The 26836-nt window shown below is 67.9% G+C and carries 24 protein-coding genes; 8 read left to right on the top strand and 16 right to left on the bottom strand.

Annotated elements, in window-relative coordinates:
• Positions 1-449 precede the first annotated feature (449 nt).
• Positions 450-2456 (bottom strand): serine/threonine-protein kinase, encoded by a 2007-nt coding sequence (locus tag Q4A20_RS11135; RefSeq protein WP_303122965.1) that lies wholly within the window; start codon positions 2454-2456, stop codon positions 450-452.
• A 222-nt stretch (positions 2457-2678) separates the two neighbouring features.
• Between Q4A20_RS11135 and Q4A20_RS11130 the strand changes: the two genes are divergently transcribed.
• The 3 genes from Q4A20_RS11130 to Q4A20_RS11120 all read left to right on the top strand — a co-directional run bounded on the left by Q4A20_RS11130 (position 2679) and on the right by Q4A20_RS11120 (position 6008).
• A complete protein-coding gene (locus Q4A20_RS11130; protein ID WP_303122964.1) occupies positions 2679-3806 on the top strand; it encodes an ABC transporter ATP-binding protein in 1128 nt (375 codons plus the stop codon).
• Between the two features lie 204 nt (positions 3807-4010).
• Positions 4011-5384 carry a DUF4032 domain-containing protein gene (locus Q4A20_RS11125; RefSeq protein ID WP_303122962.1) on the top strand — a complete coding sequence of 458 codons (1374 nt, stop codon included), beginning with the start codon at positions 4011-4013 and terminating at the stop codon, positions 5382-5384.
• 72 nt (positions 5385-5456) lie between these two features.
• Positions 5457-6008 (top strand): hypothetical protein, encoded by a 552-nt coding sequence (locus Q4A20_RS11120; RefSeq protein ID WP_303122960.1) that lies wholly within the window; start codon positions 5457-5459, stop codon positions 6006-6008.
• A 133-nt stretch (positions 6009-6141) separates the two neighbouring features.
• On the opposite strand, the gene Q4A20_RS11115 is transcribed toward Q4A20_RS11120, so the two are convergent.
• Genes Q4A20_RS11115 through Q4A20_RS11095 form a run of 5 tightly spaced genes read right to left on the bottom strand, consistent with a single transcriptional unit; the run spans position 6142 to position 11379 of the window.
• The gene (locus Q4A20_RS11115) at positions 6142-7335 is read right to left on the bottom strand and encodes an ADP-dependent glucokinase/phosphofructokinase (RefSeq protein WP_303122958.1); all 1194 of its coding nucleotides are present in this window, start codon (positions 7333-7335) and stop codon (positions 6142-6144) included.
• 44 nt (positions 7336-7379) lie between these two features.
• Complete coding sequence (locus Q4A20_RS11110) at positions 7380-8240, bottom strand: ketose-bisphosphate aldolase (protein WP_303122957.1); 861 nt, start codon at positions 8238-8240, stop codon at positions 7380-7382.
• Between the two features lie 33 nt (positions 8241-8273).
• Entirely contained in the window at positions 8274-9134 is an 861-nt protein-coding gene (locus tag Q4A20_RS11105) for a carbohydrate ABC transporter permease (protein WP_303122956.1), read from the bottom strand.
• 4 nt (positions 9135-9138) lie between these two features.
• Complete coding sequence (locus tag Q4A20_RS11100; RefSeq protein ID WP_303122955.1) at positions 9139-10086, bottom strand: carbohydrate ABC transporter permease; 948 nt, start codon at positions 10084-10086, stop codon at positions 9139-9141.
• A gap of 9 nt (positions 10087-10095) precedes the next feature.
• Positions 10096-11379 (bottom strand): sugar ABC transporter substrate-binding protein, encoded by a 1284-nt coding sequence (locus Q4A20_RS11095; RefSeq protein ID WP_303122954.1) that lies wholly within the window; start codon positions 11377-11379, stop codon positions 10096-10098.
• 174 nt (positions 11380-11553) lie between these two features.
• Between Q4A20_RS11095 and Q4A20_RS11090 the strand changes: the two genes are divergently transcribed.
• Both Q4A20_RS11090 and Q4A20_RS11085 read left to right on the top strand, forming a co-directional pair.
• Positions 11554-12360: a DeoR/GlpR family DNA-binding transcription regulator gene (locus Q4A20_RS11090; protein WP_303122952.1), complete on the top strand. Its 807-nt coding sequence runs from the start codon at positions 11554-11556 to the stop codon at positions 12358-12360.
• A gap of 60 nt (positions 12361-12420) precedes the next feature.
• Complete coding sequence (locus Q4A20_RS11085; RefSeq protein ID WP_303122950.1) at positions 12421-13647, top strand: AGE family epimerase/isomerase; 1227 nt, start codon at positions 12421-12423, stop codon at positions 13645-13647.
• Between the two features lie 131 nt (positions 13648-13778).
• Here Q4A20_RS11085 and Q4A20_RS11080 read toward each other — a convergent pair whose 3' ends face one another.
• From Q4A20_RS11080 to ispF, 6 genes are all read right to left on the bottom strand, one after another.
• Positions 13779-14264: a hypothetical protein gene (locus Q4A20_RS11080; protein ID WP_303122949.1), complete on the bottom strand. Its 486-nt coding sequence runs from the start codon at positions 14262-14264 to the stop codon at positions 13779-13781.
• A 6-nt stretch (positions 14265-14270) separates the two neighbouring features.
• Positions 14271-14522, bottom strand: coding sequence for a hypothetical protein (locus Q4A20_RS11075; RefSeq protein ID WP_303122947.1), 252 nt, complete (start codon positions 14520-14522; stop codon positions 14271-14273).
• A gap of 209 nt (positions 14523-14731) precedes the next feature.
• Positions 14732-15973, bottom strand: coding sequence for a hypothetical protein (locus Q4A20_RS11070; RefSeq protein ID WP_303122945.1), 1242 nt, complete (start codon positions 15971-15973; stop codon positions 14732-14734).
• Between the two features lie 166 nt (positions 15974-16139).
• Positions 16140-17135, bottom strand: a complete 996-nt coding sequence (gene rlmB, locus Q4A20_RS11065) for a 23S rRNA (guanosine(2251)-2'-O)-methyltransferase RlmB (protein ID WP_303122943.1) — start codon at positions 17133-17135, stop codon at positions 16140-16142.
• Between the two features lie 88 nt (positions 17136-17223).
• Positions 17224-18747, bottom strand: a complete 1524-nt coding sequence (cysS, locus tag Q4A20_RS11060) for a cysteine--tRNA ligase (RefSeq protein ID WP_303122941.1) — start codon at positions 18745-18747, stop codon at positions 17224-17226.
• A 101-nt stretch (positions 18748-18848) separates the two neighbouring features.
• On the bottom strand, positions 18849-19451 hold the full coding sequence (gene ispF, locus Q4A20_RS11055; protein WP_303122939.1) for a 2-C-methyl-D-erythritol 2,4-cyclodiphosphate synthase: 603 nt from the start codon (positions 19449-19451) through the stop codon (positions 18849-18851).
• A gap of 169 nt (positions 19452-19620) precedes the next feature.
• Here ispF and Q4A20_RS11050 point away from each other — a divergent pair, with 169 nt between their 5' ends.
• The 3 genes from Q4A20_RS11050 to Q4A20_RS11040 all read left to right on the top strand — a co-directional run bounded on the left by Q4A20_RS11050 (position 19621) and on the right by Q4A20_RS11040 (position 22972).
• Positions 19621-20901, top strand: coding sequence for a methyltransferase domain-containing protein (locus Q4A20_RS11050; RefSeq protein ID WP_303122967.1), 1281 nt, complete (start codon positions 19621-19623; stop codon positions 20899-20901).
• 56 nt (positions 20902-20957) lie between these two features.
• Entirely contained in the window at positions 20958-22373 is a 1416-nt protein-coding gene (locus Q4A20_RS11045; protein ID WP_303122937.1) for a serpin family protein, read from the top strand.
• Between the two features lie 149 nt (positions 22374-22522).
• On the top strand, positions 22523-22972 hold the full coding sequence (locus Q4A20_RS11040; RefSeq protein ID WP_303122935.1) for an N-acetyltransferase: 450 nt from the start codon (positions 22523-22525) through the stop codon (positions 22970-22972).
• A 51-nt stretch (positions 22973-23023) separates the two neighbouring features.
• Here Q4A20_RS11040 and Q4A20_RS11035 read toward each other — a convergent pair whose 3' ends face one another.
• The 4 genes from Q4A20_RS11035 to Q4A20_RS11020 all read right to left on the bottom strand — a co-directional run bounded on the left by Q4A20_RS11035 (position 23024) and on the right by Q4A20_RS11020 (position 26165).
• Positions 23024-23695 carry an HAD family phosphatase gene (locus tag Q4A20_RS11035; protein WP_303122933.1) on the bottom strand — a complete coding sequence of 224 codons (672 nt, stop codon included), beginning with the start codon at positions 23693-23695 and terminating at the stop codon, positions 23024-23026.
• Entirely contained in the window at positions 23688-24269 is a 582-nt protein-coding gene (locus Q4A20_RS11030; protein ID WP_303122931.1) for a hypothetical protein, read from the bottom strand. Before Q4A20_RS11030 ends, Q4A20_RS11035 begins: the two co-directional genes overlap by 8 nt.
• On the bottom strand, positions 24266-25135 hold the full coding sequence (locus Q4A20_RS11025) for an HAD-IIB family hydrolase (RefSeq protein ID WP_303122929.1): 870 nt from the start codon (positions 25133-25135) through the stop codon (positions 24266-24268). Before Q4A20_RS11025 ends, Q4A20_RS11030 begins: the two co-directional genes overlap by 4 nt.
• A 367-nt stretch (positions 25136-25502) precedes the next feature.
• A complete protein-coding gene (locus Q4A20_RS11020) occupies positions 25503-26165 on the bottom strand; it encodes a DUF417 family protein (RefSeq protein WP_303122927.1) in 663 nt (220 codons plus the stop codon).
• Positions 26166-26836: the final 671 nt, after the last annotated feature.

Genomic DNA, 26836 nt, shown 5'->3' with positions numbered 1-26836 from the left:
CGCCCCTACCTGTAAGCAACAACCCGCTTACACAGAAAACTTGACAGGCTCGACAATCGCAGTGAGCATGGATGCGGCGGGAACACTCTCACCCCACGGACAGGACTCAGCCCGATCAGTCTGCCCAATCTGCCAAACCCCAATGAAGAGATCCGGACCTACAACGACGCAGTACCGACCCGGCCCCACAGCCCACCCGGGCACCGAGTCATCACTGCCCTGGCATGCCCGGGGCGCCAAGTCATCCCACGCTTAGAGTGCCAACGTCAGTTCGCACCACCTAGCAGGCACCCCCCAGACGCCCCACACCAAGAAACGCGGCCCATACCCGCCAGGCCGACGACACCTCGCTCCACGACACACCGCTTTAAAATCCCACGTTCACGCCGATAACCCGCCTGCCACTCGTCAGTGGAACTCGTCACTGGAATCGGGACGAAGCAGGCGGTTCAAGTAAACAGCATGCTGAAGGGACCGATACGGGCCACGGGAATCGCCCCTATGGCGAACAGCACCACCACGCCCAGAGCGACGGCCACAAACACGGCCCCGCCGATCAACCGACTCGAGCGACTGCGCAGCACCATACCGATCAGGTGGGCGCCGCCACGGCGGGTGGGTGCTCCCCAGGGCACGAACCAGGCTATGAACATGTAGGCAGATGCCACCAACGCCAAGAGCGAGCCCATACGGTGGTAAGCGCTCCAAGATGCGAGCACGGTGGCGTCGGCACCGGTGGCATCACCGTTGCCGAACCCCAATGCGGTACCGCCGAGCAAGTAAATGAGCCAGCCGACCACCGCCCCGATGATGCAAGCGGCAGCGCCCGCCACCAGGGAGCGCAGCAGGTACCAGGGCATGGATGCCCACATGCGCGAGGTGTCGGCAGCGGAGGCGCGTCCCGCCCGCAGCCGACGCCAGCGACGCGCATCCTCCGCTCGGCCGACGGTTCCGGCGACCACCACCAGCAACGTGAAGAGAATCATCACCCAGCCAGGGACCGGCAGTGCCAGCGCCGCAAGCATTAGGAAGAAGACGGCGGCAACCGTACGGTGCCGCCGAGGCTCGAGCGCCCAGTCGGGCACACCCCCCTGAGGTGCCGGCGCGGGCTGCGGCGCCACGGCGGTCGAAAACGTCGCAGAAGTCTGCGGAACCGGCCCCGAGCTGCCCCCCGGGGCGCCGAAGGTCGCAGGAGTGGGCGCCGGCGTCGCCTGCATGGGCGTTTGCCCGTCGCCGGGGGCGAAGGAGTGCGGGGGCGTTGCATCATTGCGCGCCAGCACGGATTCGGACGGTGGGACGAAGGGGGGCATGGATCCCGTTGCCGGGCCGCCCGGCGGCATCGGCCGCGCATCGCCCGCCTGCGGGGGCGGAGTGCTCAGGAAGCCGTAGGCGCCGGGCGGGGAGGGAGTCGAGGCTACCCGCCCGTATCCGGGACCATATGCGGCATTCGAGGCGTTGTCGCGCCCCGGAGGGTATATCGACCCGTAGGTGCCCGTGGAGGTGTCGGCTTCGTCCACGGCCAACTCCGGGGCGTCCGCCGTCGTGTCGGGCAGGACCTCGGCCAGTGCGACCTGCCCACTGCCCCCGTCGGCGATCTCATCCAGCACGCGCAGGAGGTCGGGGACGGGCAGGCGGTCGGAGGCCTCAGGGGCAAGGGCCGCAGTGAAGGCACGCGCGAGGGCGGGCTGGGTCTCCTCCAGATCGCCGAGCTCCGGGGTGCCGGCGTAGACGCGGCGGAAAACGGCCTGCCAGGGGCCGGAGCCGAAAGGGGAGCGGCCGGTGATGGTGAACAACAGGACACCCGCGCAGGCGTACCAGTCGACGCCGGGACTGGGCTCACCGCCGTCGAGCATCTCGGGCGGGATGAAGCCGGGCGTGCCGGTGACCTGACCGGTCTGCGTCAGGCGGACGTCGTCGGCCACCTGGGCGATGCCGAAATCGATCAGGATCGGTCCCTGCGGGCCGAGCATGACGTTGGAGGGCTTGAGGTCGCGGTGGATGACACCGGCGGCGTGCACGGCGGCCAGGGCGTCGACGAGGCCGTGTGCCAGGTCGGACAGGTCACGGATGTCGGTGTCCAGGCTGTAGACGCCCTCGTGGTCGACCTCGTGCTGGAGGGCGGGCCCGTCCACCAGCTCCGTGATTACGAAGGTCACGCCGGTGCCGTCCGCGCCGTCGCCGGTCTCGATGTCGAGGATACGGGCGACGCGCGTGTCCTTGACGCGGGCAAGCACGGAGGCCTCGCGGTCCAAGCGACGGCGGGCGGTCGGATCCGCAGCGATCTGCGGGTGAAGGATCTTCATGGCGACGCGGTCGCCGTCGGCGTCGACCGCCTCCCAGACCACGCCCATTCCACCGGCCCCCAGACGCCGCACCAGCCGGTAGCCGCCGACGTCGGCCCCCGCACGCAGTCCTGCCAGCGAGGCGGGCGTAGCACTGTCAAGACTCTGGGTCATGGCGTCACAGTACCGGCAGGCACCCACACCACTGGAGACGTGAGAGGGTTCACAGGCCTTTCAGGGTTTTCGAAGCCCCTTCGGGCTACCTGTACGGCACTGCGGTATGACAGAGTTGGTCCTGCCTGGAGCATCCGCTCCCGGCACGTGTCAATGCGGACACGCATCGACACCTTTCACTCGGATCGTCCGGCACGTACCTGCCGGTGAAGGGATACCCCTATGGCAACTGTCACTTTTGACCACGCCACCCGCATCTACCCGGGCAATGACAGCCCGTCGGTGGACAGCCTCAACCTTGAGATCGCCGACGGCGAGTTCCTGGTCCTGGTCGGCCCCTCCGGCTGCGGAAAGTCAACCTCCCTGCGCATGCTCGCGGGACTCGAGGACGTCAACTCCGGCCGCATCCTCATCGGCGACCGCGACGTGACCGACGTCCAGCCCAAGGACCGTGACATCGCCATGGTCTTCCAGAACTACGCCCTGTACCCGCACATGTCGGTGCACGACAACATGGGCTTCGCACTCAAGATCGCCGGTACGCCCAAGGATGAGATCGACCGGCGCGTCAAGGAGGCCGCGAAGATCCTCGGCCTGACCGAGTACCTGGACCGCAAGCCCAAGGCCCTGTCCGGTGGTCAGCGTCAGCGTGTGGCCATGGGCCGTGCCATTGTGCGCAAGCCGAAGGTCTTCCTCATGGATGAGCCGCTGTCCAACCTGGACGCCAAGCTGCGCGTGCAGACGCGCACGCAGATCGCGTCCTTGCAGCGCTCACTGGGCGTCACCACCGTCTACGTCACCCACGACCAGACGGAGGCCCTGACCATGGGTGACCGCATCGCCGTCCTCAAGGACGGTGTGCTCCAGCAGGTCGGCACCCCGCGCGAGATGTATGACAAGCCCGCCAACGACTTCGTCGCCGGCTTCATCGGCTCCCCCGCCATGAATCTGGGCCGTTTCACGGTCGCCGACGGCGTTGCCTCGATTGGTGCGGCGCGCGTACCGCTGTCCCGGGCCACGCTGGACGCCATGGTCCCGGAGGACAACAACAAGATCGTCATCGGCTTCCGCCCCGAGTCCCTCGAGGTGGTCTCCGCCGAGGACGAGCACTCCATCCCGGTGCGCCTGTCCTTCGTCGAGGAGCTGGGCAGCGACGCCTACATCTACGGCGAGTTGGTCGGCGCCGAGGGCTCGGAGGACAAGCTCGGTTCCGGTGAGGACTCCAGCCAGATCATCGTCCGGGTACCTCCGCGCACGGCGCCGGAGCCCGGCGAGACGGTTCACGTCCGCATCAAGCCGGGCGAGGAGCACATCTTCTCCGCCTCCACCGGCAAGCGCCTGCCCGCCTGAGCCGCGGCGGCCCGCCGAGGGCTGACGGTTGAGCCCCGCTCCTCCCACCCGAGGGGCGGGGCTCAACCGCAGGCCGACGGCGCGCCCCACCAAGCACACGTATATGGTTCGCCGTGTACCAATGACTCCCGGGTGAGTGGACTCGCCCATAACGACCCGGCGCCGTCGACGACCGATTCGCGACGGACCTGAGAGAATGCCCCCATGCCCCAGTCCATGCAGATCACCGCGGCCACAATTGACCCGGCCCTGCTCGATCTCCCGTGGGAGATCCCGTTGGAGGAGTGGCCGGCCGAGGTGCTAGCCGCCCTCCCGCGGGGGCTTTCGCGTCACATCGTGCGCTTCGTTAATCTGTCCGAGCGTGTCATCGCAGTCAAGGAGATCGGTGAGTCGGTCGCCTACCGCGAGTACGAGTTGCTGCGCGACCTGATCCGCCTGGGCGCCCCCTGCGTGACGCCGACGGCGGTGATCACCGGTCGCAACGGCCTGAACGGCTCCCGGCTCAATTCGGTGCTGGTCACCGAGCACCTGTCCTATTCGCTGCCCTACCGGGCCCTGTTCAGCCAGTACATGCGCCCCGAGACCGCCACCCGCCTGATCGATGCCCTCGCCGTGCTGCTGGTGCGGTTGCATCTGTTGGGCTTCTACTGGGGGGACGTGTCTTTGTCCAACACACTGTTCCGCCGGGACGCGGGCGCCTTCGCCGCCTACCTGGTGGACGCCGAGACCGGGGAACTCCACACCGAGGGACTGACCGAGGGCAAGCGCCTGTACGACATAGACATCGCCCGCACGAACATCATTGGCGAGCTGATGGACCTGCAGGCGGGCGCCCTGCTGGAACCCAGCGTGGACACCGTCGAGGTGGGCGACCGGATCGTCAGCCGCTACACGGAGCTGTGGGAGGTGCTGACCGCCGAGGAAGTGTTCGACCTGGGCGAGCGCTGGCGTGTACGGAATCGTATTGAGAGGCTCAATGAGTTGGGCTTCGACGTCGGGGAGTTGACCATGAAGACCGAGGCGGACGGATCCGGCACGCGGATGATCATTCAGCCGAAGGTGGTCGACGCCGGTCACTACCACCGCCAGATCATGCGCCTGACGGGCCTGGATGTGCAGGAGCGTCAGGGCCAGCGCATGCTCAACGACTTGCAGACCTTCCGCACCGTCACCGGCCGGAAGGACGAACCGATCGAGCAGGTGGCGCACGCATGGTTGGCGGAGGTGTTCGAACCGACGCTGACCGCCGTCCCCATGGAGCTGCGGCGCAAGCTGGAGCCGGCGGAGATCTTCCACGAGGTGCTGGAGCACCGCTGGTACATGTCTGAGCAGCTCCAATGCGATGTGACCACCGAGGAGGCCGTGGCGGACTACGTCAACACGGTGCTTCCGCAGCGCCCGGATGAGCATTCTTACCTGTCACTCGGCGATACCCTGGAAATGGCTGCGATCTTCGACGACGACGAGCCCGTGCCCGCCGACGACGAGGAGTTCGCCGCCCTCGATGAGGCCACCGCTGCCGCCTTCGAGCTCAACCCCATGGGCTTCACCGCCGGCATGAAGTTCAAGGGCGAGTAACTCCCCGGGTACATTGATGGGCGCTAAGCATCGTCGGTACCATCGGCGCCATCGACGTTGAGGACTTTGACCATGGGATGGCTTGAGACGCAGCCCATGCGCCGCTTTGAGGTGGCGGTGCCGCCGCGGGACGCGGTGCGCTTCGTCATCGACCACCTGGCGTCCCGGGGGTTCACGCTGGAGACCTGGGACCTGGACTCGGTGCTGGCCGAACGAGGGCCATGGACCGGTGTGATCCTGCGCGAGGGCAGTGAGGCCGCCAATTTCGCAGTGGACGTCGTTCTGGAGGCGTTTCCGCTGATTCTTGCTCTTCCCTGGGCACGCCGCCAGCACGGGCGCGTACGCATGGCAGTCATTGCCCGTCCACTGCACAGCGACGCGACGGGGAGCGAACTCATCTGCTGGCACTTCCACCTTGACTCGGTGACTGTACGTTACTGGGCCACGAACTTCACCGTCGACGTCATGGAGGACTTAGCGGCTCCGCTACAAGCGGCGGGCCTGCTACTTGCCGGGCCGGCGAAACATCCAGCTGGAAGACCCTGTCGGCCGATCACCCACTGCGCCCAAAGCAGTGGCGCGCCATCAGCAAAGAGGCCAAACGCCGCGGTCGCCGATGAGTAGCGCAAGTGTCCAGATTGATGACAAACGCCGCTCAAGCCTCCATCCGTGTTGCACGAAACGGTGCCATTCCAACGATTCGCGAACCGGTTCCGGGACACTGACGGGGCGTTTGTCATCGATTTGGACACCCAACCTATTGCGCCCGCGCCAGGTGCGCCACCACGCCGCCGATGAAGGCGTCGCCGAGGCCAATCGTCGTCGGGGAGTCGGTGCGTACATCGAAGCCGGGGGCGATCAGCACACCCGCCCTGGACGCCTCGGGGGAGGCGGTCAGGCGTATCCCGATCTCATCCCGCGGCGCCCGCGCCACCGCCCCATACTCCTCCATCCCGTAGCGGTCCCCATGCAGGAAACGGGTGGAGGCCATGAGGCAGCCCGCCTCGGCAGCCGCACGCAGCAGCGATGCCCTCTCCCCCACTACTGCCGCGTAGCGGCTGGTATGCACCATCACCGCTGGAGCCCCAAGCCACCGGTGCAGCTCGCTCATCATGACGGTCACCTGCCCCGCATCCGCCAGATCAACGGTGCGGCCGAGGTACTGCTGCGCCTCGTCCTCATTCAATGAATGCAGGTGCACCAGGCGCGCTGTCGTCTCCAGTACCACCTCCCGCAAAGCGCCATCGTGGAAGCCCGCATCCTCATAAACGACGACGGCGCCCGGCGCCACCGCCGCCAACGCCGCCTCCACCTCCGCCAGCCGCACCCGCAGCTCGGCGGCCGACTTCATGGTGTTGAAGCCGGAGATCAACACCACCTGCGCCGCAGCCAGCAGCCGGGGCAGCTCGGCGCTCAGCCGCAGGCGCTCATTGGGTGCGTCGTTGACTGCGATCACCCGATTGGGGCGCCGCGCGGTCACCTCGCCGTCGGTCAGGTGCACCACCGCCCCCACCGGATACTGGACAATCACGTGCGGGTCCAGCGAATCCGCCTGGGCGCTGCACACCCACCCAACCCGGTCCGGCAGCAGCCGCCGGACGTGCTCGTTGATCGAAACCAGGTGCACCGTAGAGGCGACGCCGATCCGGTCCATGGCCAGCGCCGCGCGCACACAGGTGCCGCCCAGGGTGACCTCGTAGGCGAAGCGGTCGGCGAAGGCAAGCAGGGCCCGCTTGTCGGCCACGTAGCACTCCCCGCCCTCGCCGCGCCGCATGTACCGCAGCACCGTCAGCACAATCCCCCGTTCGCCGCCGACGCGCGACGGCGCCGCCTCCCCGACTTCGGCCAGACATATCCCATGCCCGTCCACGAGTTCCTGGAACATCCGCGCATCCCAGACCAACTCATAGTCGACGGTCCCACCGAGCCCGAGGACGATTCGCCCCGCCAACTCATTCCCCCTTTCTCACCCGGGCGGCGCTGTGCGCACCCGCTTCAGAACAGCTCCGCCTTACCCACCGACTCGAACAGCTCCAGCTTCTGCGCCGCGCACTCCCGCAGGGCCGCCTCACACGGCGGCTCAATCACATTCGGCTCGCGCAGGTGGCCGTCCTGGAGCACTTCGCGCATCTTCACGAAGTAGGCGGCCTTGATGTCGGAGGAGATGTTGATCTTGTTGATGCCGCCGTGCACCGCCCCGGCGATCTCGGTGTCGGAGTTATTCGAGCCGCCGTGCAACACCAGGGGAATGCCCAAGCGCGACTTGATCTCGCCCAGCAGGTCCAGGCGCAACGCCGGCTTGGCCGCGGAGGGGTACAGGCCGTGACGCGTGCCGATGGCGATCGCGAGCCAGTCCGCGCCGGTAGCCTCAATGAAGCGGGCGGCGTCATCTGGGTCGGTGTACAGGATCTCCTCGGTGCCGGTCTCCCCATACCTGTCTGACACTCCGATAGTGCCCAGTTCCGCCTCCACGGACAGCCCGACGGCGTGAGCGGCGTGCACCACGCGCGCCGTCTCGGCCACGTTATCCTCAAAGGGTGCGAAGGACTTGTCGATCATCACCGAGGTGAAGCCGGCCTGGATGGCGAGCAGCACCTGCTCGTAGGAGGCGCCATGGTCCAGGTGGATCGCCGTCGGCACACCGGACTCGTGGGCGATCCGGATGATTGAGGCGAGCATCGCCGGGCGGATGTGGCTCAGCTCGTCGGGGTGGATGGCGATGATGTGCGGGGAGCGTTTCTCCTCGCAGACATCCACCACCGCGCGCAGCATCGAGTAGCTGGAGATGTTGAACGCCGGAACTGCGAAGCCATGCTCATTGGCGACGTCGAGGATGTCACTGCCTGTGACCAGCATATTTGTTGTGCCTTTCTGTGTTGTGCGTCAAGCTCAGTTCTTGACGGATCCAGCGGTCATCCCTCCGATGAAGTAGCGCTGGAAGAAAATGAAGAGCAGCACCACGGGGATCGAGCCGAGTACGGACATGGCCATCATCTCGTTCCACTCGTAGGAGTGCTGCCCCATGAGGAGCTGAATACCGATCGGAACCGTGCGCATGTCATTCGTGCGCGTGAGCGTCAGCGCGAACAGGTACTCGTTCCAGGCGATCATGAAGGTGTAGATGCCCACCGAGACGATTCCGGGTATGGAGATCGGCACAAGCACCCGCCACAGCGCCCCGAAGGAGCTGGTACCGTCCACCTTGGCGGCCTCATCGAGTTCCCGCGGCAACGTGTTGAAGTAACCGGTGAGCATGATGATGGCATAGGGCAGCGTGAACACCATGTAGGTCAGGATCAGACCCTGATAGGTGTTGTACAGCTTCAGCGTCACCATGAGCCCGAAGAAGGGAATCAGCAGGGTGATCGGCGGCACCGCCTGCACCGAGATGACCAGAACGTTCAGGACCCGCTTCCCCGGGAACTCGAAACGACTGAAGGCAAAGCCCGCCAGGATCGCGACGATGAGTGTCAACGCCGTCACCGATAACGCCACGAAGTAACTGTTCACGAAGAAACGGATCTTCTCAGGATCGTGGAAGATGGCGGCATAGGCGGCGAAGGAGGACCCCTCCTCGAGGATCCGCGGCGGGGTGGCGAAGATCTTCGCATTCGGCTTGAAGGACGAGACCAGCATCCAGAGGATCGGCAGCGCCGCGAAGCCCGCTCCCGCCAACAGTCCGGCCCACACGCCCGCCTTGGCCGCCAGGCGACGCCGGCGCCGGGTGCGCAGAGTGTTCGAAGTACCCATGAGGTCAGTCCCTCGCCCGCTGGCTGCGCACGTAGAAGAACGCCAGAATCATGGACAGGATCAGTACGATCACCGCGCTGGCGGACGCCCCCGCAAAGTCGTACTCGGAGAAGGCCAGCTTGTAGGTGAAGGTGGACAGCATCTCCGTCCGGTCGAGCGGCCCGCCCCCGGTGGTCATCCAGATCAGGGCGAACTGCTGCGAGGTCCAGATGACGTCCAGCAGAGCCATGGAGATGATGATCGGCCGCAACTGTGGCAGGGTGATCGACCAGAACCTGCGGACGGGACCGGCGCCGTCGACCTCCGCCGCTTCATACAGATCCTTCGGGATACCCTGCAATCCGGCGAGGATCGAGATCATGAAGAACGGGTAGCCGGCCCAGATGTTGATGCAGGTGACTGCGGCCAGGGCAATGTCCGGATCGGCCAGCCACTCATGCTGCCCGGAGACCACACCCAGGCCGGAAAGAACCGCGTTGACCACCCCGCTGGGGTTGAGCAGCAGGCGCCACAGGATCGCGATTATCGCCACGGTCAGCAGCCACGGCAGTACGAACAGCGTACGGAAGACGGTCCTGGTGATTGACGAAACCGATTCGGAGTTCAGCAGCATGGCGAAGCCGAGCCCCAGCACCATATGCGCCGCGACGCTGACCGCCACGAACCAGAAGGTGTTGGCCAGCGCGGTGCGGAACTTCCCGCTGGTGAGGATCTCGACGTAATTGCGCACGCCGATGAAATGAGACTCCCGGGCGGTGATGACGGCGTCCATCAACGAGTAGCCGATCACCATGACAATCGGAATCACCATCAACACCAGCAGTAGGACGAGCGTCGGCGACAGATACGCGTAGGGCACCAGGGCCCGGGCCGGACGCCGCCCGCGGGACGGCGCCTCGACCCGCCCGGCCCGGCGCATCGTCCGCGATTGCGCGACGTGCGTTGAAGTCATCGACCCACCTCAGAACTCCTCATCCCAAGCCTGCTGTGCGTTGGCGAGCATGGTGTCCACGTCCACTGCCCCACTGAGGTAGCTCTGTAACTGTTCGTCGAACTCGCGCATGAGCGTCTCAGAGACCGGCAGCCCGGTGAACTCGTTGGCGGGCCTGCCCGAACTCCAGATGTCGAAGGCCTGCTGGAACAGCTCATCGTTCTCGACGTAGTCCGGTGTGGCCGTGCTGTTCCCGGGGAAGGCCTTGGCGTCGTCGGCGAGGGAGGCGTTGACGTCAGCGCTCATGAGGAACTCCACCAGCTTCCGCGCCTGCTCCGGGTGCTCGGTGGTTCCTGAAACACCGATGCCCCAGGAGGCGTAGGGCATACCGCGCTCACCGGCGTAACCGCTCACTGCGGGCAGGGCGGTAATGCCGAAGTCGAGGTCCGGATTGCCCTCACGGATGGTGTTCACATGCGCCAGGGAGTCGATCATCATGCCCACGCGCGCGTTGGTGAAGTCCTCAACCTTGTCCTGCTCCTTCATGGTGAAGGCGCCTGGGGAGACCACGCCGGCATCCCACAGGCCCTTGATGAACTCGCAGGCGCTCTTCACATCCGGGTTCCCCTTGAGCTTCGGTTTGCCGTCCGCGGTGAGCATGGAACCGCCAGAGGCCCAGACCCAGGACATGACGTCGTTCTGAATGCCGTTGGGTGCCTCCAGGGATAGCGGCAGCGCCCAGCCGGAGATGGCATCGCCGGTGCCCGCGATGGCCTTCGCCGCCGCCTCGAACTCCTCCCGCGTGGACGGGGCTTCGGCGATACCGGCACGTCCCAGCAGGTCCTTATTGGTGAACATGGGGTAGACGAAGTTGACCACCGGGATCATGTAGGTAGCGCCGTCGATCTGGATCTGGCTGGCGAGCTCGGCGTCGTCGTAGCCCTGCTGGGTCATGAGCGCGGTCAGGTCCGCGATCGCCCCCTGCTTGGCGAAGTCGCTGACCCAAGCACCGTCCAGTCCGACCACATCCGGCATGGTGCGGGCCGCGGCTCCGGCGACCAGCTGCTCCTTAGTCGAGGCATAGGGCCCGGACAGCAGCTCGACCTTAATCCCGGGATTGGCGCTCTCGAAGTCATCCATCAGGGCCCGCAAGGACCCGTTCGGCAGCTCCGGCTCCCACCACTGCGTGAACTCCAAGGTCACCTCCCCCTCGCCGCCTGCACCACTGCCCGAGCCGCCACTGCAACCGGTCACGCCCATCGCCGCCCAAGCGGCTGCCACGGCCGTCAGCCTCCCGAATTCGCGCCTACGCATCAGCATTGTTACTCCATCATCGTTGACATGAGTTGCGACGTCGTGCGGTTTTTCGCCAGTCTCCGACGTTCTCGATACAGACTAATGCCGATTTTTGCGTTTGTCTGCACTTTTAAAGCAACCATCCCGTAACGGCCGGTTTGCTGCGGCACGGTGGCCGCTTAGACTAGCGGCATGAATGATGTCGCGTCCCGCCTGCCCGGCGGGCGCAAGGCCGCGATCGCCGGCTACGTCAACCGCCTGGGCCAGGTGACTGTCACGGCTCTGGCCGAGCACTTCGGCGTCTCGGCGGACACCATCAGACGGGATCTGGACCAGTTAGATGCCGACGGCCTACTGATCCGCATGCACGGCGGCGCCATGTCCAACTCCGCCGTCCCCTGGCATGACACCAACCTGAGTGACCGGGCTCGGCTGCAGTCATCCCAGAAGGAGCGCATCGGCGAGGTCGCCGCCGGCCTCGTGCAGGACGGCAACGTCCTGTTCATCAACGGGGGCACGACCGCACTCGCGCTGGTGCACCACCTGTCGGCCAAGCGGGAGCTGATCATCGCCACCAACAACCTCGCGCTGCCGGTGGAGATCAACCCGGAGGCATGTCGGGACGTGTACGTCATCGGCGGGCATGTCCGACTCTCGGGGCGCGTGACCATCGGCCCGGTCACCTTCGCCTCCGCCATCTCCGGCGTGGAGAACGACATTCACGTAGACCTCGCTCTCATCGGTGTCGGCGCGGTAGACCTCGGCGGCTTCTCCACCTCCAATCTGGACGAGGCCGCCATGCTCGGCCAGATGGCCGCCCGCGCCCACCAGGTGGCCGTCCTCGCCGACTCGACTAAACTGGGCCGACGTCTGTTCGCGGCGATCGGAGACCTGGAGATCGCCGACTACCTGATCACCAACGACCAACCCGGCACCGAACTCGCGGCAGCGCTGAAAGCCCACTCGGTTCAGGTGCTCACCCCAGATACTCCCTATTGAAACCGACCCGTCATCCGTGCCACGCTTGGTCGAGCCCCGCCCTGATGCGAGGAGGACTCAATGACCACGCTCATGACCCGCCAACTCTTCGATGCGCAGACCTGGAGCCTGCTCGCCTTCGGCAAGCGTTCCCACACTGAGCACGGATTCGGTTGGCTCGACGACGTCGGCAGCATCAATGCCGAGCGCGGCGTGCAACTATGGATCACCGGCCGCATGACCCACTGCTTCGCCCTGGGTCATCTCATGGGCGATCCGGAATGCACCGTCCTGGCCGCACACGGCATCGACCGCCTGCTGGACGGGCCGCTACGCGATGACGCCATCCCGGCCTGGCTCTGTGCCGTCGACCTCGACGGCACGCCTCAGCCGGGACCACTGCGCGCCTATGACCACAGCTTCGTCATCCTGGCCGCCGCCTCCGCCCGCATCGCAAAGGTGCCGCGGGCGGGGGAACTGCTCGACGCCGCCCTGCTCACCTTCGAACAGCTTTGGTGGGACGAAGCGGCCGGGATGGTGGTCGATATCCGGGATCGTGAGACCCTCGCCGTGAACGGCTACCGGGGAACCAACGCGAATATGCACACGGTTGAGGCACTGCTGGCGGCCTATTCCGCCACTCGCGAGCCGGCGCACCTGCATCGGGCCGTCCGCATTTCGGGACGGATCGCACAGGAGTTCATCACTCACTCATTCCGACTGCCCGACCACTTCGACGCCTCCTGGAACGCCGTTCTCGACTACAACCGAGACCGACCCACCGACGCCGTCCGCCCTTACGGGTCGAAGGTGGGGCACTGGCTGGAGTGGGCGCGACTGATGGTCCAAGTGCGCGTGGCCTGCACCGCCGCCGGCATCGGCTACGACCCACTGTTGGACAGCCTTCCGACGGGCATGTACCGCAAGGCACTGCAGGAGGGGTGGGGAGCCGACGGCGAGCAGGGCTTCGTGTACACGGTGGACTTCTCCGGTCATCCGGTGGTCCGCGAACGCATGTCATGGGTGCTGTGCGAGGGGATCAGCGCAGCGGAGACGCTCCGCCAGATCACCGGAGACAACTCCTACGAGCACGATATCGACATCTACGCCGCTTGGGCCCGCGAGCACCTGATTGAGGATCCCGGCCAGTGGCGTGGGGAACTCGACGCCCAGGATCGGCCGATCTCGGCCGCATGGTCGGGCAAACCAGACATTTACCATGCGCTTCAGGCAATGTTGATCGGCCGCCTGCCGATCACCCCGTCCGTCGCCGAGGGGCTGCTGGCCGGCGAAGCCTCTCCCACTTGAAGCCGCCGGAGCGGCAACACGCAAATCACGACCCCCGTGTACATTCCACGACCTCGGGGTGGTCGTGGAATGTACACGGGGGTCGTGTCATAGCACCAAGGTCGTGGAACGCACCCGATCCGCCGGACCGCTCACGCCGTCGGGCCGCCTCCGAGCTGCACGCGCACGCCGGTGAGCAGTCCGGCATTATCGGCCGCCAGCACCAGTGCGCACAGGAAGGCGGCCATGGTGTGTGACCAGTAGGGCACCCGCGTACACGCACTCGCCCTTCCCGCGGCTACTCGCGGCGAGCCGACCAGCTCGTGGCGCAGCTCCCAGCCCGCGGCATCGGCAACCAGGGCCAGCAGGCCGTCGGCGGCGGCGATAGCAGCGCCGATTGCAGCGGCAGGCGTCCCCTCCCCCGCCGCCACGGTGATCGTCACCGGGTGCATGGCCGCCGGGCCGTGCATCGGCAACCGCTCGGCGATGCAGGTGGCGAGCGAATGGTCGTAGGCGACTCGCTCCGATGGCAGTCTCAGCGCCAGCCCCTGGAACGCGAATGGTCCGGCGTCCCGGCAGGCGGCGTAGGCGCATTCGCAGATCAGGCTGATGGTGGCGGGTGTCAGCTCCCGCGACACCCCGACCTAGAACCCGCCGACGGCACCGTCATCAATCAAGTCATCGGCCGCACCGGGTGGCGGTCCCCACCTGCCCTCCTCAATGGTCAGCCCGGCACAGTCGGCCGGGGGCACCAGGTTCAGACCCCGGATCGCCGCCTCGCCGATCAGGGCGCCGTAGGCTGCGTGGTCATAAGGACTGCCCGCCCCGGCCACAGCTGCGCTCTCGCGGTGCCCAAGCACGCCGATCTCAAGCCCGGGCCCAACCTGGTCTCTCATGGTTCGCAGTCTATGGATCCGCTCGCCGCAGTCCGGTGCGCACCCGGGTTAGGGGATTAAGGGTGCGGAATTCATGTCAGTGCACCGCGATACCGTGGACACAGGTACGAGGGCAACGGTGCTGAGCGGCGGTCCGGCGGGTCATCCCCGACGGATCGGGCGGGGCTGCCCGGCGCCGGGAGGGGATCGACGGCTTGACCGCTTTTCGGTCAGGCCCCGAGTTCTTCGGCCACCAGCGCCATCTCCTCATCGGCCCTACGCCGCAGCTCCCGGTGCCGAGTCAACGAGGCCAACGACACCTGCGTCACGGCCTCCACCACCATCAACGCACCCAGGACGACCAGACCGCGCGACAGCTGTCCGCTCTGATTACGCCGCCGCACCGCATATCCGATGAGCGCGCCACCGGCTCCCGCCTCCAGGGCGAAACCAGCCCGCACGAGCCAGGGCTTGTCGGTGACGAAGCGGACATACGACTGCCACGATGCCGATCCCGGCACCGACGGGTCCTGCAGCATGAGCCCGACCGAACGCCCCACGGCGTTGGACAGGCCGCGCGGCTCGTGCACCACGGCGCCGGGCGCCTCCGCGGGCGCAAGCCGACCGGTCAGCACCGACGCCACCCAGTCGGGCAGGCCGAGCGCATCGATCAGGGCAACCAGGCCGTCGATACCGGGGGTGGAGAAGGCCTCCGCCACCGCCTCCGCATCCGCCCCGGGCACGGCCGCGGCCACGAGCGAGACGTCGGTGGAGTCGGTGAGCATTTCATCCACCAGGCCGCGCAGTGCCGGACCGGGCTCGGCCACGCCGCCCCACACGTACTGCGAGGTCATGCCCCAGGAGAAGACGGCGTCATCCTCACTCTCCCCGGTCGTAACCGCACGCACGGCGATATCACGGGAGTCCACGCTCAGTACCAGGGCCGGCAGAGACTCCTGGTCCCAGCCGAAGTTGCCCAGCTCATTGCCGTCACCGCCGTACATGACAATGCGCCGATCCAGTGCGGGCAGGGACACCACCGCGAGCGGACGCTCCAACAGGGTCGCTTGCAGGGGCACCATGTAGGCGCTGAGCGGGGAGACGACGACGGTGCGTGAGGCATCCGGGGATTGCGCCGCCACGGTCGGCAGCACGACGTCGTCGGGAAGCGCGTTGAAGGAGGCGGGGCCGATGGTGACGTCGCCGGAGAACTCGCGGGCGAGGGACTCCACCAGTTCGCTGATACGCAGCCCCGCCATCACCCCGCCACGCGACGGCGGGGTCACGGCCACGCGCCCATCGGCGTCGGCCAGCAGAGTGAGGGACAGCAGATGAGGTGTCGCAGGGTACCACTCGAGGCGGGCGACCACCCGGTCGGCCTCGAGGCGTGCGGCTACCGCAGCCGGCTGGGTTCCGGGTACGACGAGCACACCCTCGGTGCGATTCCAGCGCTTCGCGGGGTCCTGAGCCATGAAGGCCTCCTAGTCGGATGGTGACGACCATTGTCCGCCGACCCGTGCGCGCGACGGGCGGGGACACCACCATTGTCTCAGCATAGAGCCTCCCGGTCCGACCGGGGAGCCCCATCGAGGTGCATGACCCGCCTGCCCGCCGGTCGCTCCCGAGGGGCGAAGGCGCCTACTCGGACGCCCCGGCCAGGCGCCGCAGCCGGTCGACCTCGTACAGGGCGATACCGGTGGCGACGGCGGCGTTGAGGGACTCCACCGTCCCGGCGATCGGGATGGACACCAGCAGGTCGCAGGTCTCGCGTACTAGCCGCGACAATCCACTGCCCTCCGCCCCGGTTACCACCACCAGCGGGGAGTCCGCCAGGTTCAGCTCCTCCACCGCCGTGGTGGCCCGCCCGTCCAGGCCGACGACGAAGCAGCCCTCCTGCTTCAGCGCCTCCAGGGCGCGCACCAGGTTCGTCTCCCGGGCCACCGGCACTCGCGCAGCAGCACCGGCGGACACCTTCCAGGCGGCGGCATTCACCCCTGCTGAGCGGCGCTCGGGCACGATCACGCCGTCGGCGCCGAAGGCCCCGGCGGACCGCAGCACGGCCCCCAGGTTGTGGGGGTCGGTCACCTGATCCAAGGCCACCAGCAGCGGGGTACGGCCCGCCTGGCGGGCACGGGCCAGCAGGTCGCGGGCGAGCACGTATTCGTAGGCGGGCACCTCAATGGCCACGCCCTGGTGGGCGGCGCCGTCGGTGAGGGCCTCCAGGTCCAGTTTGGTGGCCTCCACCACGGGCGCGCCCACTAGCGCGGCCCGCCGGACGACGGCGTTAAGGCGATCATCGTCCTGGGCGGAGGCGGACATGAACACCCGGGCAATGGGGACACGGGCGCGGGCCGCCTCGGCGACGGCGTTGCGCCCGCAGACGATCTCATGGTCCCGTGGAACCTCGAAGCGGCGCCTGGCCTCCTCCAGGCGGCCGGCGTGGGTGGGCTGTGCGGCACGGGACTCGGCGCGGGCCTTGGCGCGCGCCCTGGGGTGGCCGACGCGATCCTCGGCCTTGGGGGTGGGGCCCCGGCCTTCCAGGCCGCGGCGGCGCACTCCGCCGGAGCCCTTGAGCGGGGCCTTCTTCTTGCCCGACTTGCGCATGGCGCCGTGGCGTCGGTCGTTTCCTGGCATCGCGGGACTCCTGTTCTCCTACTGGCGGCCGGCGGCCGCGGTGACGATGACCGGTGTGCAAGCGCACTCACACGGGCCGGGACGGCGTTCAGGCCAGATGCCAGCGCGCCCCGGCCGCACTGTCCTCCACGATGACGCCGGCCGCCGCCAGCTCCTCTCGCAGCGCGTCCGCCCGTGCCCAGTCCCTGGCGGCGCGGGCCTGGGAGCGCTGCTCCAGCAGCCCGGCCACGAGCCGATCCAGGGCCCGCACGGCCGCGTCGTCCGCGCTCCCCCCGGCTCCGAGCACTCGGCTCCGCCAGGGCTCGGCGAGCGGGTCGAGGCCGAGGACGTCCAACTGGGCGCGCAGGTCCAAAGCCGCCGCGGCGACGGTGTCGGCGTCGGGGACGGGCTCGGCCAGGGCCGTGTTGAGCCGCTTAAGAGTGGCATGCACCACCGCCATGGCGCCGGCCAGGTTGAGGTCCTCATCCATAGCCGCCGTGTACTGCTCGGGCAGGGGTCGCGCGCGCACCACCTCGCAGGATGCTGCGACCGGCCCGGGACCGCCGTCGGCGGGGGCGGCCACCTCCAGGGCCCGCATGACCGCGCCGGACAGCCGCTCCCACAGGGAGGCGGCGTCGGCGAGGGTCTCCGCGGAGAACTCCACGGTGGAACGGTGGTGGACAGTGCCCAGCGCCAGGCGCAGCACCGCCGGCTCGTAGGTCTTCAACAGTTCGGACACCACCAGGGAGTTGCCCAGCGACTTGCTCATCTTCTCGCCCTTGACGGTCACCCAGGCGTTATGCACCCAGTGGCGGGCGAAATCCCAGCCGGCGCCATGGGACTGGGCCTGCTCGTTCTCGTGGTGAGGGAAGCGCAGGTCGATGCCGCCGCCATGGATGTCGAAGGTCTCCCCCAGGTACCGCCGACTCATGGCCGAGCACTCCAGGTGCCAGCCGGGCCGGCCCCGCCCCCAGGGGGCGTCCCAGGCGGCGTCCGCGGGCTCGGTGGGCTTGGCGGCCTTCCACAGGGCGAAGTCGCGCGGATCGCGCTTGTCGGCCTCCACCTCGGCGTCAAGTTGGGAATCGTCCTCGGTGGTGGCCAGGTCGTCGACGCTCTGGTTGGTCAGCGCCCCGTAGTCCGGCAGGGAGCGCACGTCGAAGTAGACGTTCCCGGACTCGCCGGTGTAGGCGTGGCCGGAGTCGAGCAGCCGCGTCACCAGGTCGATCATCGCGGGAATGTGGCCGGTGGCGCGCGGCTCGTAGGTGGGCGGCTGCACGCCCAGGGCGCAGTAGGCGGCGTCGAACTCGCGCTCGTGGCGCCGCGCCCACGCCCACCAGGGCACGGGCGGATCGGCGGCCGCCGACTTGCTCAGGATCTTGTCGTCGATGTCGGTGACGTTGCGGATCAGGATGACGTTCTGCCCGCAGCGGGCCAGCCAGCGGCGCAGTACGTCGAAGGCGATCGCGCTGCGCATATGCCCGATATGCGGAGAGTCTTGGACCGTGGCACCGCACAGGTAGATCGTCACCGTACCGGGCGTGACGGTGGGCGCCAGCGGCACGACGGCGCGGGCAGCGGTGTCGTACAGGCGCAGGTTCAGCGCGGGGGGCGCGTCATTGAGGTCGGTGCTCACGGGCGCAGCCTAGCGGGTACGGCAAATCCTTCATCCGCGGGCCGCCTCTCGCACGACCGGTGACGGCGTCCTGAGAGGGCGGGCGCGAGGAGGATTGATCACTACGGCTGGGGCACCGGCCAGACCAGGGCGGTGGCGATCGCCGCCAGGCCCTCCTGCCGGCCGAGGAAGCCCAGGTGGTCCGTGGTCGTGGCCGAGAAGGAGACCGGGGCGCCCACGGCAGCGCTCAGGGCGGCGGCGGCCTCCTGAATGCGGTCGGCCACCCGCGGGCGGGCTCCGACCAGCTGGACGGCGACGTTCCCGATCTCAAAGCCGGCCGCACGCACCCGCCCCGCGGTCTCGGCCAGCAGCGAGGCACCGGCGGCGTTCTTCCACTGCGGCGCATCGGTGCCGAAGTTGGTGCCCAGATCGCCCAGACCCGCAGCGGACAGCAGGGCATCGCAGCAGGCGTGGGCGACGACGTCGCCATCGGAGTGCCCGGCCAGGCCGACCTCGTCCGGCCAGTTCAGGCAGGCCAGATTCAGCGGTGTGCCGGAGTCGGCGGCGGCGAAGGCGTGCACGTCGGTGCCGATGCCGGTGCGGGGCGTCCACTGGGCGATCTGCGCGCGGTAGGCGGCGGCGTCGGCTTCGGTGAAGGTAGCGGTGCCGGCCGAGTGGCGTGCGGTTCGCCGCACCGGAGCGTCACTGTCAGGTCGATCAGTCATGGCCCACAGTCTGCCGTATATCTGCTCGTGACCAGTGCAGCCCTCCGGGCTTCCGCGCGTCGGCCGCCTTGACGCGGCGATGGATCATGGCCGGACAATGCGGCCCGTGGTCCCCACACGCACGCCCAGCCGCACTGCCTCGGCCCCGCAGGCCGAGCGGTCGGCGTCACTGTGCGCGCTGCACGACAACGGCGCCTGCCGCTCCTGCCCGCACCTGTCGACGCCGCCGCCCACCCAGTTGGCGCGCAAGCAGGCCCGTATTGCCGCGCTGCTGGCCGACGGCGCCACCCCCGTCCCGACCGGGGTCTGGGAGCCGGCGGTGGCCAGTGCGCCGGAGCGATTTCGCAACAAGGCGAAGATGGTGGTCTCGGGTTCGGCGCCCGCCCCGGTGCTGGGCGTGCTCGGACCCGACGGCCGCGGTGTCGACCTGCGCGGCTGCCCACTGCACGTTACGCGGATCGAGGCGGCACTGCCCGTGCTCGCGCGCACCATCACCGCGCTCGACCTGACGCCCTACAACGTGGCGACGCGCCGGGGGGAGTTGAAGCATCTGTTGGTGACGGCCTCCCCGGACGGGGACCTGATGGTGCGCTTCGTGCTGCGCAGCCGCCGCCACGTGGAGAATCTGCGCGCCGCCCTGCCCGCCCTGCAGCGGGCGTTGCCGACGCTGGCGGTGCTCAGCGTGAACATTCAGCCGGTGCATCAGGCGATCATCGAGGGGCCGGAGGAGATCGTGCTAACCGACGACGACCGTCTGCTCATGCGCCTGCGGCTGCCGACGCCGGCCGGGGATGCCGCCGGCGCAGCCCGCACCCCGGTGGCGGATGCGGTGCGGGCGAGCACGCGAGAACTGCCGCTGTACCTGCCCACGCGGTCCTTCTTCCAGACCAACACCTCCGTCGCCGAGCAGCTGTACGGCACCGCGCGCGACTGGGCCGATGCCGCACTTCCGGTCCCGGACGCCACCTCCCTTGCTGCCGCTGCCGCGCCCGGGGAGGCGGGGCGGCGGCGGCGGGTGTGGGACCTGTTCTGCGGCGTCGGCGGATTCGCCCTGGCGCTGGCCGGACCAGGCCGCAGCGTGCGGGGCGTGGAGGTGTCGGCATCGGCGATCGACGGTGCCCGAGCTGCGGCCCGGCTGATGAGGCTTCCCAAGGAGTCGGTGCGTTTCGAGGCCGGGGACGCCTCCGTGCTGGATCCGGGCGTCGGAGCCGTGCCGGATCTGCTCGTGGTCAATCCGCCCCGGCGTGGCATCGGAGCGGAGTTGGCCGAACGCATTGAGGCCTCGGGGGTGAGGCGGGTGCTGTACTCCTCGTGCAACCCGGCGAGCCTGGCCCGGGACCTGGCGCGCATGCCGTCCCTGCGGGTGGAGCGGGCACGCCTGTTCGACATGTTCCCCCACACCGACCACGCCGAGGTCCTCGTAGCCCTCCACCGAGACCGGTGGATATGACCGCGTCAGCAGCGCAGTCGATGGATTGGCGGCGCACCGTGCACTAACCTCACCCCATGGCGAGCAGCGACGCTTCAACCACTCCAACCACGGCGGCCAGCCCCCGGACCTCTAGCCACCCGGTCCCAACTCGGTCCGTCCGCGGCCTGAGCCGCCGCCAACTGCTGGGGCTCCCACCCGCCATCGCCGCGCTGCTGACCTTGGCCGGCTGTGACGTATCCGGCGGCTCCGCCCAAGCACAGGCCTACGACACCGACGCCACCCACCGCGCAATCCCCCTCAAAGACGCCCCCGCAGCCTCCGACGCCGCCACCGCATGCGCCACCCTGAGCGAAGCCCTGCTCCGGTTCCGCCTGGGAGAAGAACCCGCCGCCAACGCCCTGACCTGCCCGGTGGGAATCGCCCTGGCCATAGCCCTGCTCTACGCCGGCTCCGGCCGCCCCGCCGAGGGCGTCGAGAAGCTGCTCGGAATCACCGCCACTGCGGACACGAACACTCACTCAGACACTACCCGGGACATCACCTGGTCGGCGTTGCAGAACAGCCTGCTGGCCTACGACCCCGACGAGCAGACCCTTGACGACTTCGACCCCGCGACGATTCCCGATGAACCGCTGCTACACATCGCCAACCGGGTGCTTCTGGTGGACGACCCGAAGGTGGAGCAGTCCTACCTCGATGCCGCGCGCGAGTGGTACGCCGCCACCACCGAACACACCAAACGCGACCAGGCCAGGGCGGCCCTGGACGCCTGGGCCGAGCGCCACACCGGCGGGCTCATCAAGTCCTCCGGCATCGAAATCACCGAGAACACGCGGCTGGTGCTGCAAAACGCGTTACTGTTCGCGGCTCAGTGGCGTAGCCCCTTCGATCCCGTTGCGACCACCGAACAGGACTTCACGCTCCTGGACGGCTCGACCATCCCCGCCCCGCTCATGCATGAGGACTTCTTCCTTCCGTACGCTCAGGGCGCTGGCTGGCAGGCCGCACGCCTGCCCTACTTGGACCCCGATGCCCGGCTGGTCATGGACCTGATCCTCCCCGAGGCCGGCACCGACCCAACGAACCTGTCCGAAGGCACCTGGAGACAGGCCTCCGGAGCGCTCGATGCCGTCGCAACCGATCAAGCGCGCGAAGTGCAACTCGCCCTACCCACCTTCGACCTGCAGTCCGGTCCCGTAGACCTGCTCACCTTCCTGGACACTCAGGGGATGGAATTGGTCTCCCTAGACCACATCGGTGCGGATCTGGAGGTTGACCAGGCTGTCCAACAGGTCCGCCTCATGGTCAAGGAGGAAGGCACCGTGGCCGGGGCCCTTACAGAGATCGATGTCGCCCATAGCGCCGCATTGCCAGGCCCGGACGAGCCGGTCAAGTTCATCGTCGACCACCCGTTCGTGGTGCGCATCCTCGACACTCACACCGGCCTAGTGCTGGTGGAAGGCGTGATCATGGACCCGACCGCGCAGTGACGCAGTGACCATGGGGCCTCGCCACCAGGGCCCGCAGCAGCCCGGGGCCGCGTGGTTGCGGGCCCGGTAATGCGGCTGTGTGTCCCCTTTGCGGCGAGCCCAACCGTTACGCTCTTCCTGAAGTCATCCCCACTCGAGCAGGAGAAGAAATGAGCGTCGACATCATCACCCAGTCCACCCCTGAGCTAGTCGAGGCGATGGGGCGTCTCATCCCTCAACTGTCCCGCAGCGCCACCGCCCTGACCACGGAGGAGTGTGACGCCCTGGTCGCCCAACCGGGCGTGTACCTGTTCGTCTTCCGCCCCGACGCCCCGCTGGAAGACGGCACCACCCCCATCCTGGGGATGCTGACCCTGGCCACCTTCACCATCCCCACCGGGCTGCGAGCCTGGGTGGAGGACGTCGTCGTCGACGGTGATGCCCGCGGCCATGGTGCCGGGCATGCGCTGGTAGAGGCCGCCGTCGAGTACGCGCAATCGTTGGGCGCCCGCACGGTCGACCTGACCTCACGCCCCAGCCGGGAGGCCGCCAACCGCCTGTACCGTAGAGCCGGCTTCAAACTGCGCGAGACCAACGTCTACCGCTTCTCCGGCGAGTGATGCCGCCGGGCGGGCCCGGGACGGCGTCGTGCATGCCTCCGCGACCCGTGCTCAGGGCTCGGCCCACAGCAGCAGGTGCGGCGTGACGGCCTTCAGATCCGGGACGACGACGAGCCCGGGATCGGCCGGGAAGTGCTTGCGCCCACCGATCTGAATGACCCGCAGGTCATTGGAGCGGGCGGAGGCGGCACCAGTGGCGGAGTCCTCGACGACGACGCACTGGTCCTCGCTCAGTCCCAACAGCCGCATGCCGGCGGCGTAAGGGGCCTGGTCGGGCTTGCCCGGCAGGCCGTCATCACCGGTGACTGCACCGACGAACACATCCCCGAGGGCGTGTATCACCGCCTCCACGATCGGACGCGGCGACTGCGTGACGATCACCTGCGCCAGCCCGACCTCCAGCAGGGTCCGGGTGATCTCCCGAGCGCCCGCGACCAGCGGTGGGGAGGCCTTGACGGCAGCCTCAACGTCGGCCGCCATGCCGGTGAAGATGGCCTCGGCCGCAGGGTCCTCAGGGCTTGGCGCGGCGCCGGTGGCGGCAATCAGCTCACGGGTGCGGCGGATGGACGCACCCTCAATACCGGCGACCTGCGCCTGGGTGACGTTGCCCCCCGCGGCCTCACAGCGGCGCCGGAAGGAGTCGTTCCAGAACGGTTGGGAGTTGATGAGTGTGCCGTCCATGTCCCACAGGACGCCACGCACGTAGCGGCTGGGCTTAGTCATCGTCTGCTCCCGGAGCCGTGTTCGCCGCCGGGCCCTTAAGACCATCACGGGGTCCGGGCTGCCCGCGCCCGCCGCGTTCGCCGGAGCCACCGCGCCCCCTGCCCCGGGCGCGCCTGCGCTCTGCCCGTTTGGCGCGCTTGTCCTTCTCGGTACGTGCCCATTCGACCCGCTCACCCAGCCAGGCGCGGGTCTGGCGGGTGAGCATCTTGTTGTCCTCCAGCAGTCCGGCGGCACGCAACTCGGTGAAGTCCAGGTAATCGGGATTGCGGGTGCGCGTGTACTGCCGCTCAGCCTCCTTCAGGTCGGAGACATCCCGGGCAACCTGTCGCTCGATCATGTGCCGCCCCAACACCAGGAAGATCGCCAGTACGAGGGCAACGATGCTGCCGTATCCCCGCGTAGGGAAGTACAGCAGCGCCGCCAGAATGGACAGCCCGGCCGCAGGCCCCATCATGCCGTAGGTGTAGCCCTCGGGGCGGCCGTCATGGCCGCGAGCCCAGGCGCGGATCTTGACCCATCCATCCGGGTCGCCGCCGTCGAACCAGTCGCGGACCTTCTCACCAATGCCGCTCATCGGTTCTCCTTCCCGACGGGGCCCGCGGAGTCGGCGCCGGGGGCGGCGCCCGGCCGGCGGCCCGGGTCCCCAGCCCCGCCCGCATCCAGCAGGTCGTCAATGAGTTCAGCCATGGAGCCCACCGACCGCTCACATGCGGCAACAACCTCGGGCGGGGACCAGGGAAGGCAGACGGCGTGGTCGGCGACGGCATGCATGGGGATGTCGTTCCAGGAGTCGCCGACGCTCCAAGTCTCGATCTGTTCACCCGCCAGGGGTCCGTCGGTGCCGGTGAGCGTGGCCACCAGGTCGGTCAGGCCGGCACCCTTGGTGGCTCCGGCAGGGACGACGTCGAGGAACTCCTGGTTGCGCACCACCTCGATTCTCCCGGCCCAGCGGGCGCTGAGGTCGGCGACGATGCGATCACGCACGGCGTCGTCACGCACCCGCATGGGGACGCCGATGAAGCGGTGACGCGGCATCTCCTCCAAGTTCATGGGCAGGAAGATCTCCAGGATGGGGGAGGTCTCGTGGTAGGTGTCGGACAGGATGTGGTCGGCCTCCATGGTGGTGCCGAACACGGTGAGCCCGTCGAAGCCCTGCAGGAAGGTGGCGATCTCATGGGCAACGCCGTCGGGAAGGTAGCGGGCGGAGAGGATCTGGTAGTCGCCGTCGATGAGGACAGCACCGGTGAAGGTGACGGCGTAGTCGAAGTCGAGTCCGACGGGCGTGAGCGTCTCACGGGTTGCGAAGACGGACTTGCCGGTATCGACGACGAGCAGGTTACCGGCCTCGCGCCAACGTTTCATCGCGGCCAGGTCCGCGGGACTGACGCGCCGGTAGAACAGAACCGTGCCGTCCAGGTCGGTGGCGATGAGTTGACGCAAGGCTCCTCCTGACGGGCTGCAGTGTGCGCTGAGTTACAGCTTACTGACTGTAATCCCGAAACGCGCTGAAATACGAGCCGCAGTAACGGCGTGAATGCCGGCGGAGGTGTTCAGGTGTGGTCAGGCATGTGGGTTGCGAGGCTGTCCCGCAGGGCGGCGGCAGGACCGCGCTCGGCAGTGAGGTCGGCGGAGCGCTCGTCTACTACGCCGGTTCGGGGTCTACAAGGCCGGTCAGGCGTTAACCTCGAAGTGGCGTAGTAGACGGCCCCCGCTTCCGGGCCTGGCGGGCATGGGGACAAGAGCAGGCGCTGGCGGGCACACGGCACGGAGTAGCGGCTAGGACAGGCCTGTGCAGCGCCCGCGTCAGTCAGGCTGCGGCCTCTTCCTGTCCCCGGGCATCCACCGCATCTGTCCCAACGTTGCTGGTCTCACGACGTCTGAGGGTGGCCCGGGCCGAGTCGACCAGGAGTACGAAGCCAGCCCCCATCTGAATGCAGTCCTTGACCACCAGGCGCCCGCGCGCCGACAGGTAGGGGAAGCCGAGGTCGGAGTCAGCCATCCCCTCCGCAGGTGCGGACACCCAGGTCTCCGGCGTGGTGACCAGGAACGACAACGTGATGAAGCAGAACCCGATGACTCCCAGTGCGCCGAGCATCCCCAGTTCGGGACGGATCCAATGCGCCGCCAACAGCAGGCCGATGCCGACGATCGTGACACCGACGAAGATCGCGACGGGGTAGGTCGCGTTGGCCTCGTGCCAGGCACGGTTGGTCGCATTGAGCACGCCCTCGGCATTCATGTGGGGCTTGTAGCCGTCGGGGTCGCCAATCATCCACCGCATGAAGGGGGAGTTCGCAACGAACGGGATAATTCCGTCCGCCTCATACTTGAACCACTTCAATCCACCGATCCACACAAAGACGATGATGACGCCGATGCGAAGCAACGTCATACCCAGACGGTCCAGGGCGGTGACCCGTTGCGCGAAGGACTCGATCAGCCCGGTACCGGCGGCAGCTCCAGTAGTCATGACACAACTCTTTCTGTCGTCGAAATGTCTCAGGAAAGACGCGAGCTCACTTATAAGCATCCGCGTCCGAGGGCGGGCCTAAGGCTAGAGTGCGGCACGCTGCGGCGCAACATGCGTGAGGTCGCGCCGCTGTGGCCTGAACCATCTCTCCCACCTTGTAGCACCGGCGCATGGTGGCGCCTACGCGAGGCGGGTAACCGGTTCTTCCGGTTTGAGGGTGTGGCGGTTCGTACGTTGTGGTCGACGATTCGTACCTTGTTGCGACGGTTCGGCACCTACGGGTACGAACCGTCGCGCGAAGTGCCGAAGCGCTGGGGTGAAGTGACGAACCGTCATGCGAAGTGCCGAACCCTCACCCGGCGCGCACGAGCGAACACGCCCCGGGTCCGCGCCCCCGGCATCGGCGCAAGCGCGCTCGAGGCGCCTTGGGTGCGGCATCACAGGCACTGAAATCACCGCAGGCGCCGGCAAACACGGTCAACGGTCAGCGCCCCGGTCCGACGCCCGGATGATCTCAACGGATTCAACGAGTCGTCCCCGCAAGCCGACACCACCCGCCCGACAACGTCCCCGAGCACGAGGAGCCTGTATGCCCGACGACGAACCCTCTCTTCACGGGGGTATGGAGGCCGGCGGTGCGAGCATCCGAGGTGGGGCGGCGTCGCGGGCGT

Origin of the sequence: Actinomyces sp. (genome assembly GCF_030530635.1) — a bacterium.
Taxonomy (GTDB): domain Bacteria; phylum Actinomycetota; class Actinomycetes; order Actinomycetales; family Actinomycetaceae; genus Actinomyces.
This window is presented reverse-complemented; position numbering and strand designations above follow the sequence as displayed.

What these genes read in the sequence shown, in the direction of transcription:
- Q4A20_RS11030 (WP_303122931.1), bottom strand. Translation starts at nt 24,269, where the DNA reads ATGAGCGGCATTGGTGAGAAGGTCCGCGACTGGTTCGACGGCGGCGAC.
- Q4A20_RS11075 (WP_303122947.1), bottom strand. Translation starts at nt 14,522, where the DNA reads ATGAGAGACCAGGTTGGGCCCGGGCTTGAGATCGGCGTGCTTGGGCAC.
- Q4A20_RS11105 (WP_303122956.1), bottom strand. Translation starts at nt 9,134, where the DNA reads ATGGGTACTTCGAACACTCTGCGCACCCGGCGCCGGCGTCGCCTGGCG.
- Q4A20_RS11135 (WP_303122965.1), bottom strand. Translation starts at nt 2,456, where the DNA reads ATGACCCAGAGTCTTGACAGTGCTACGCCCGCCTCGCTGGCAGGACTG.
- Q4A20_RS11040 (WP_303122935.1), top strand. Translation starts at nt 22,523, where the DNA reads ATGAGCGTCGACATCATCACCCAGTCCACCCCTGAGCTAGTCGAGGCG.
- Q4A20_RS11085 (WP_303122950.1), top strand. Translation starts at nt 12,421, where the DNA reads ATGACCACGCTCATGACCCGCCAACTCTTCGATGCGCAGACCTGGAGC.
- Q4A20_RS11095 (WP_303122954.1), bottom strand. Translation starts at nt 11,379, where the DNA reads ATGCGTAGGCGCGAATTCGGGAGGCTGACGGCCGTGGCAGCCGCTTGG.
- Q4A20_RS11110 (WP_303122957.1), bottom strand. Translation starts at nt 8,240, where the DNA reads ATGCTGGTCACAGGCAGTGACATCCTCGACGTCGCCAATGAGCATGGC.
- Q4A20_RS11020 (WP_303122927.1), bottom strand. Translation starts at nt 26,165, where the DNA reads ATGACTACTGGAGCTGCCGCCGGTACCGGGCTGATCGAGTCCTTCGCG.
- Q4A20_RS11090 (WP_303122952.1), top strand. Translation starts at nt 11,554, where the DNA reads ATGAATGATGTCGCGTCCCGCCTGCCCGGCGGGCGCAAGGCCGCGATC.
- Q4A20_RS11070 (WP_303122945.1), bottom strand. Translation starts at nt 15,973, where the DNA reads ATGGCTCAGGACCCCGCGAAGCGCTGGAATCGCACCGAGGGTGTGCTC.
- Q4A20_RS11125 (WP_303122962.1), top strand. Translation starts at nt 4,011, where the DNA reads ATGCCCCAGTCCATGCAGATCACCGCGGCCACAATTGACCCGGCCCTG.
- Q4A20_RS11130 (WP_303122964.1), top strand. Translation starts at nt 2,679, where the DNA reads ATGGCAACTGTCACTTTTGACCACGCCACCCGCATCTACCCGGGCAAT.
- Q4A20_RS11120 (WP_303122960.1), top strand. Translation starts at nt 5,457, where the DNA reads ATGGGATGGCTTGAGACGCAGCCCATGCGCCGCTTTGAGGTGGCGGTG.
- Q4A20_RS11100 (WP_303122955.1), bottom strand. Translation starts at nt 10,086, where the DNA reads ATGACTTCAACGCACGTCGCGCAATCGCGGACGATGCGCCGGGCCGGG.
- Q4A20_RS11035 (WP_303122933.1), bottom strand. Translation starts at nt 23,695, where the DNA reads ATGACTAAGCCCAGCCGCTACGTGCGTGGCGTCCTGTGGGACATGGAC.
- rlmB (WP_303122943.1), bottom strand. Translation starts at nt 17,135, where the DNA reads ATGCCAGGAAACGACCGACGCCACGGCGCCATGCGCAAGTCGGGCAAG.
- Q4A20_RS11045 (WP_303122937.1), top strand. Translation starts at nt 20,958, where the DNA reads ATGGCGAGCAGCGACGCTTCAACCACTCCAACCACGGCGGCCAGCCCC.
- ispF (WP_303122939.1), bottom strand. Translation starts at nt 19,451, where the DNA reads ATGACTGATCGACCTGACAGTGACGCTCCGGTGCGGCGAACCGCACGC.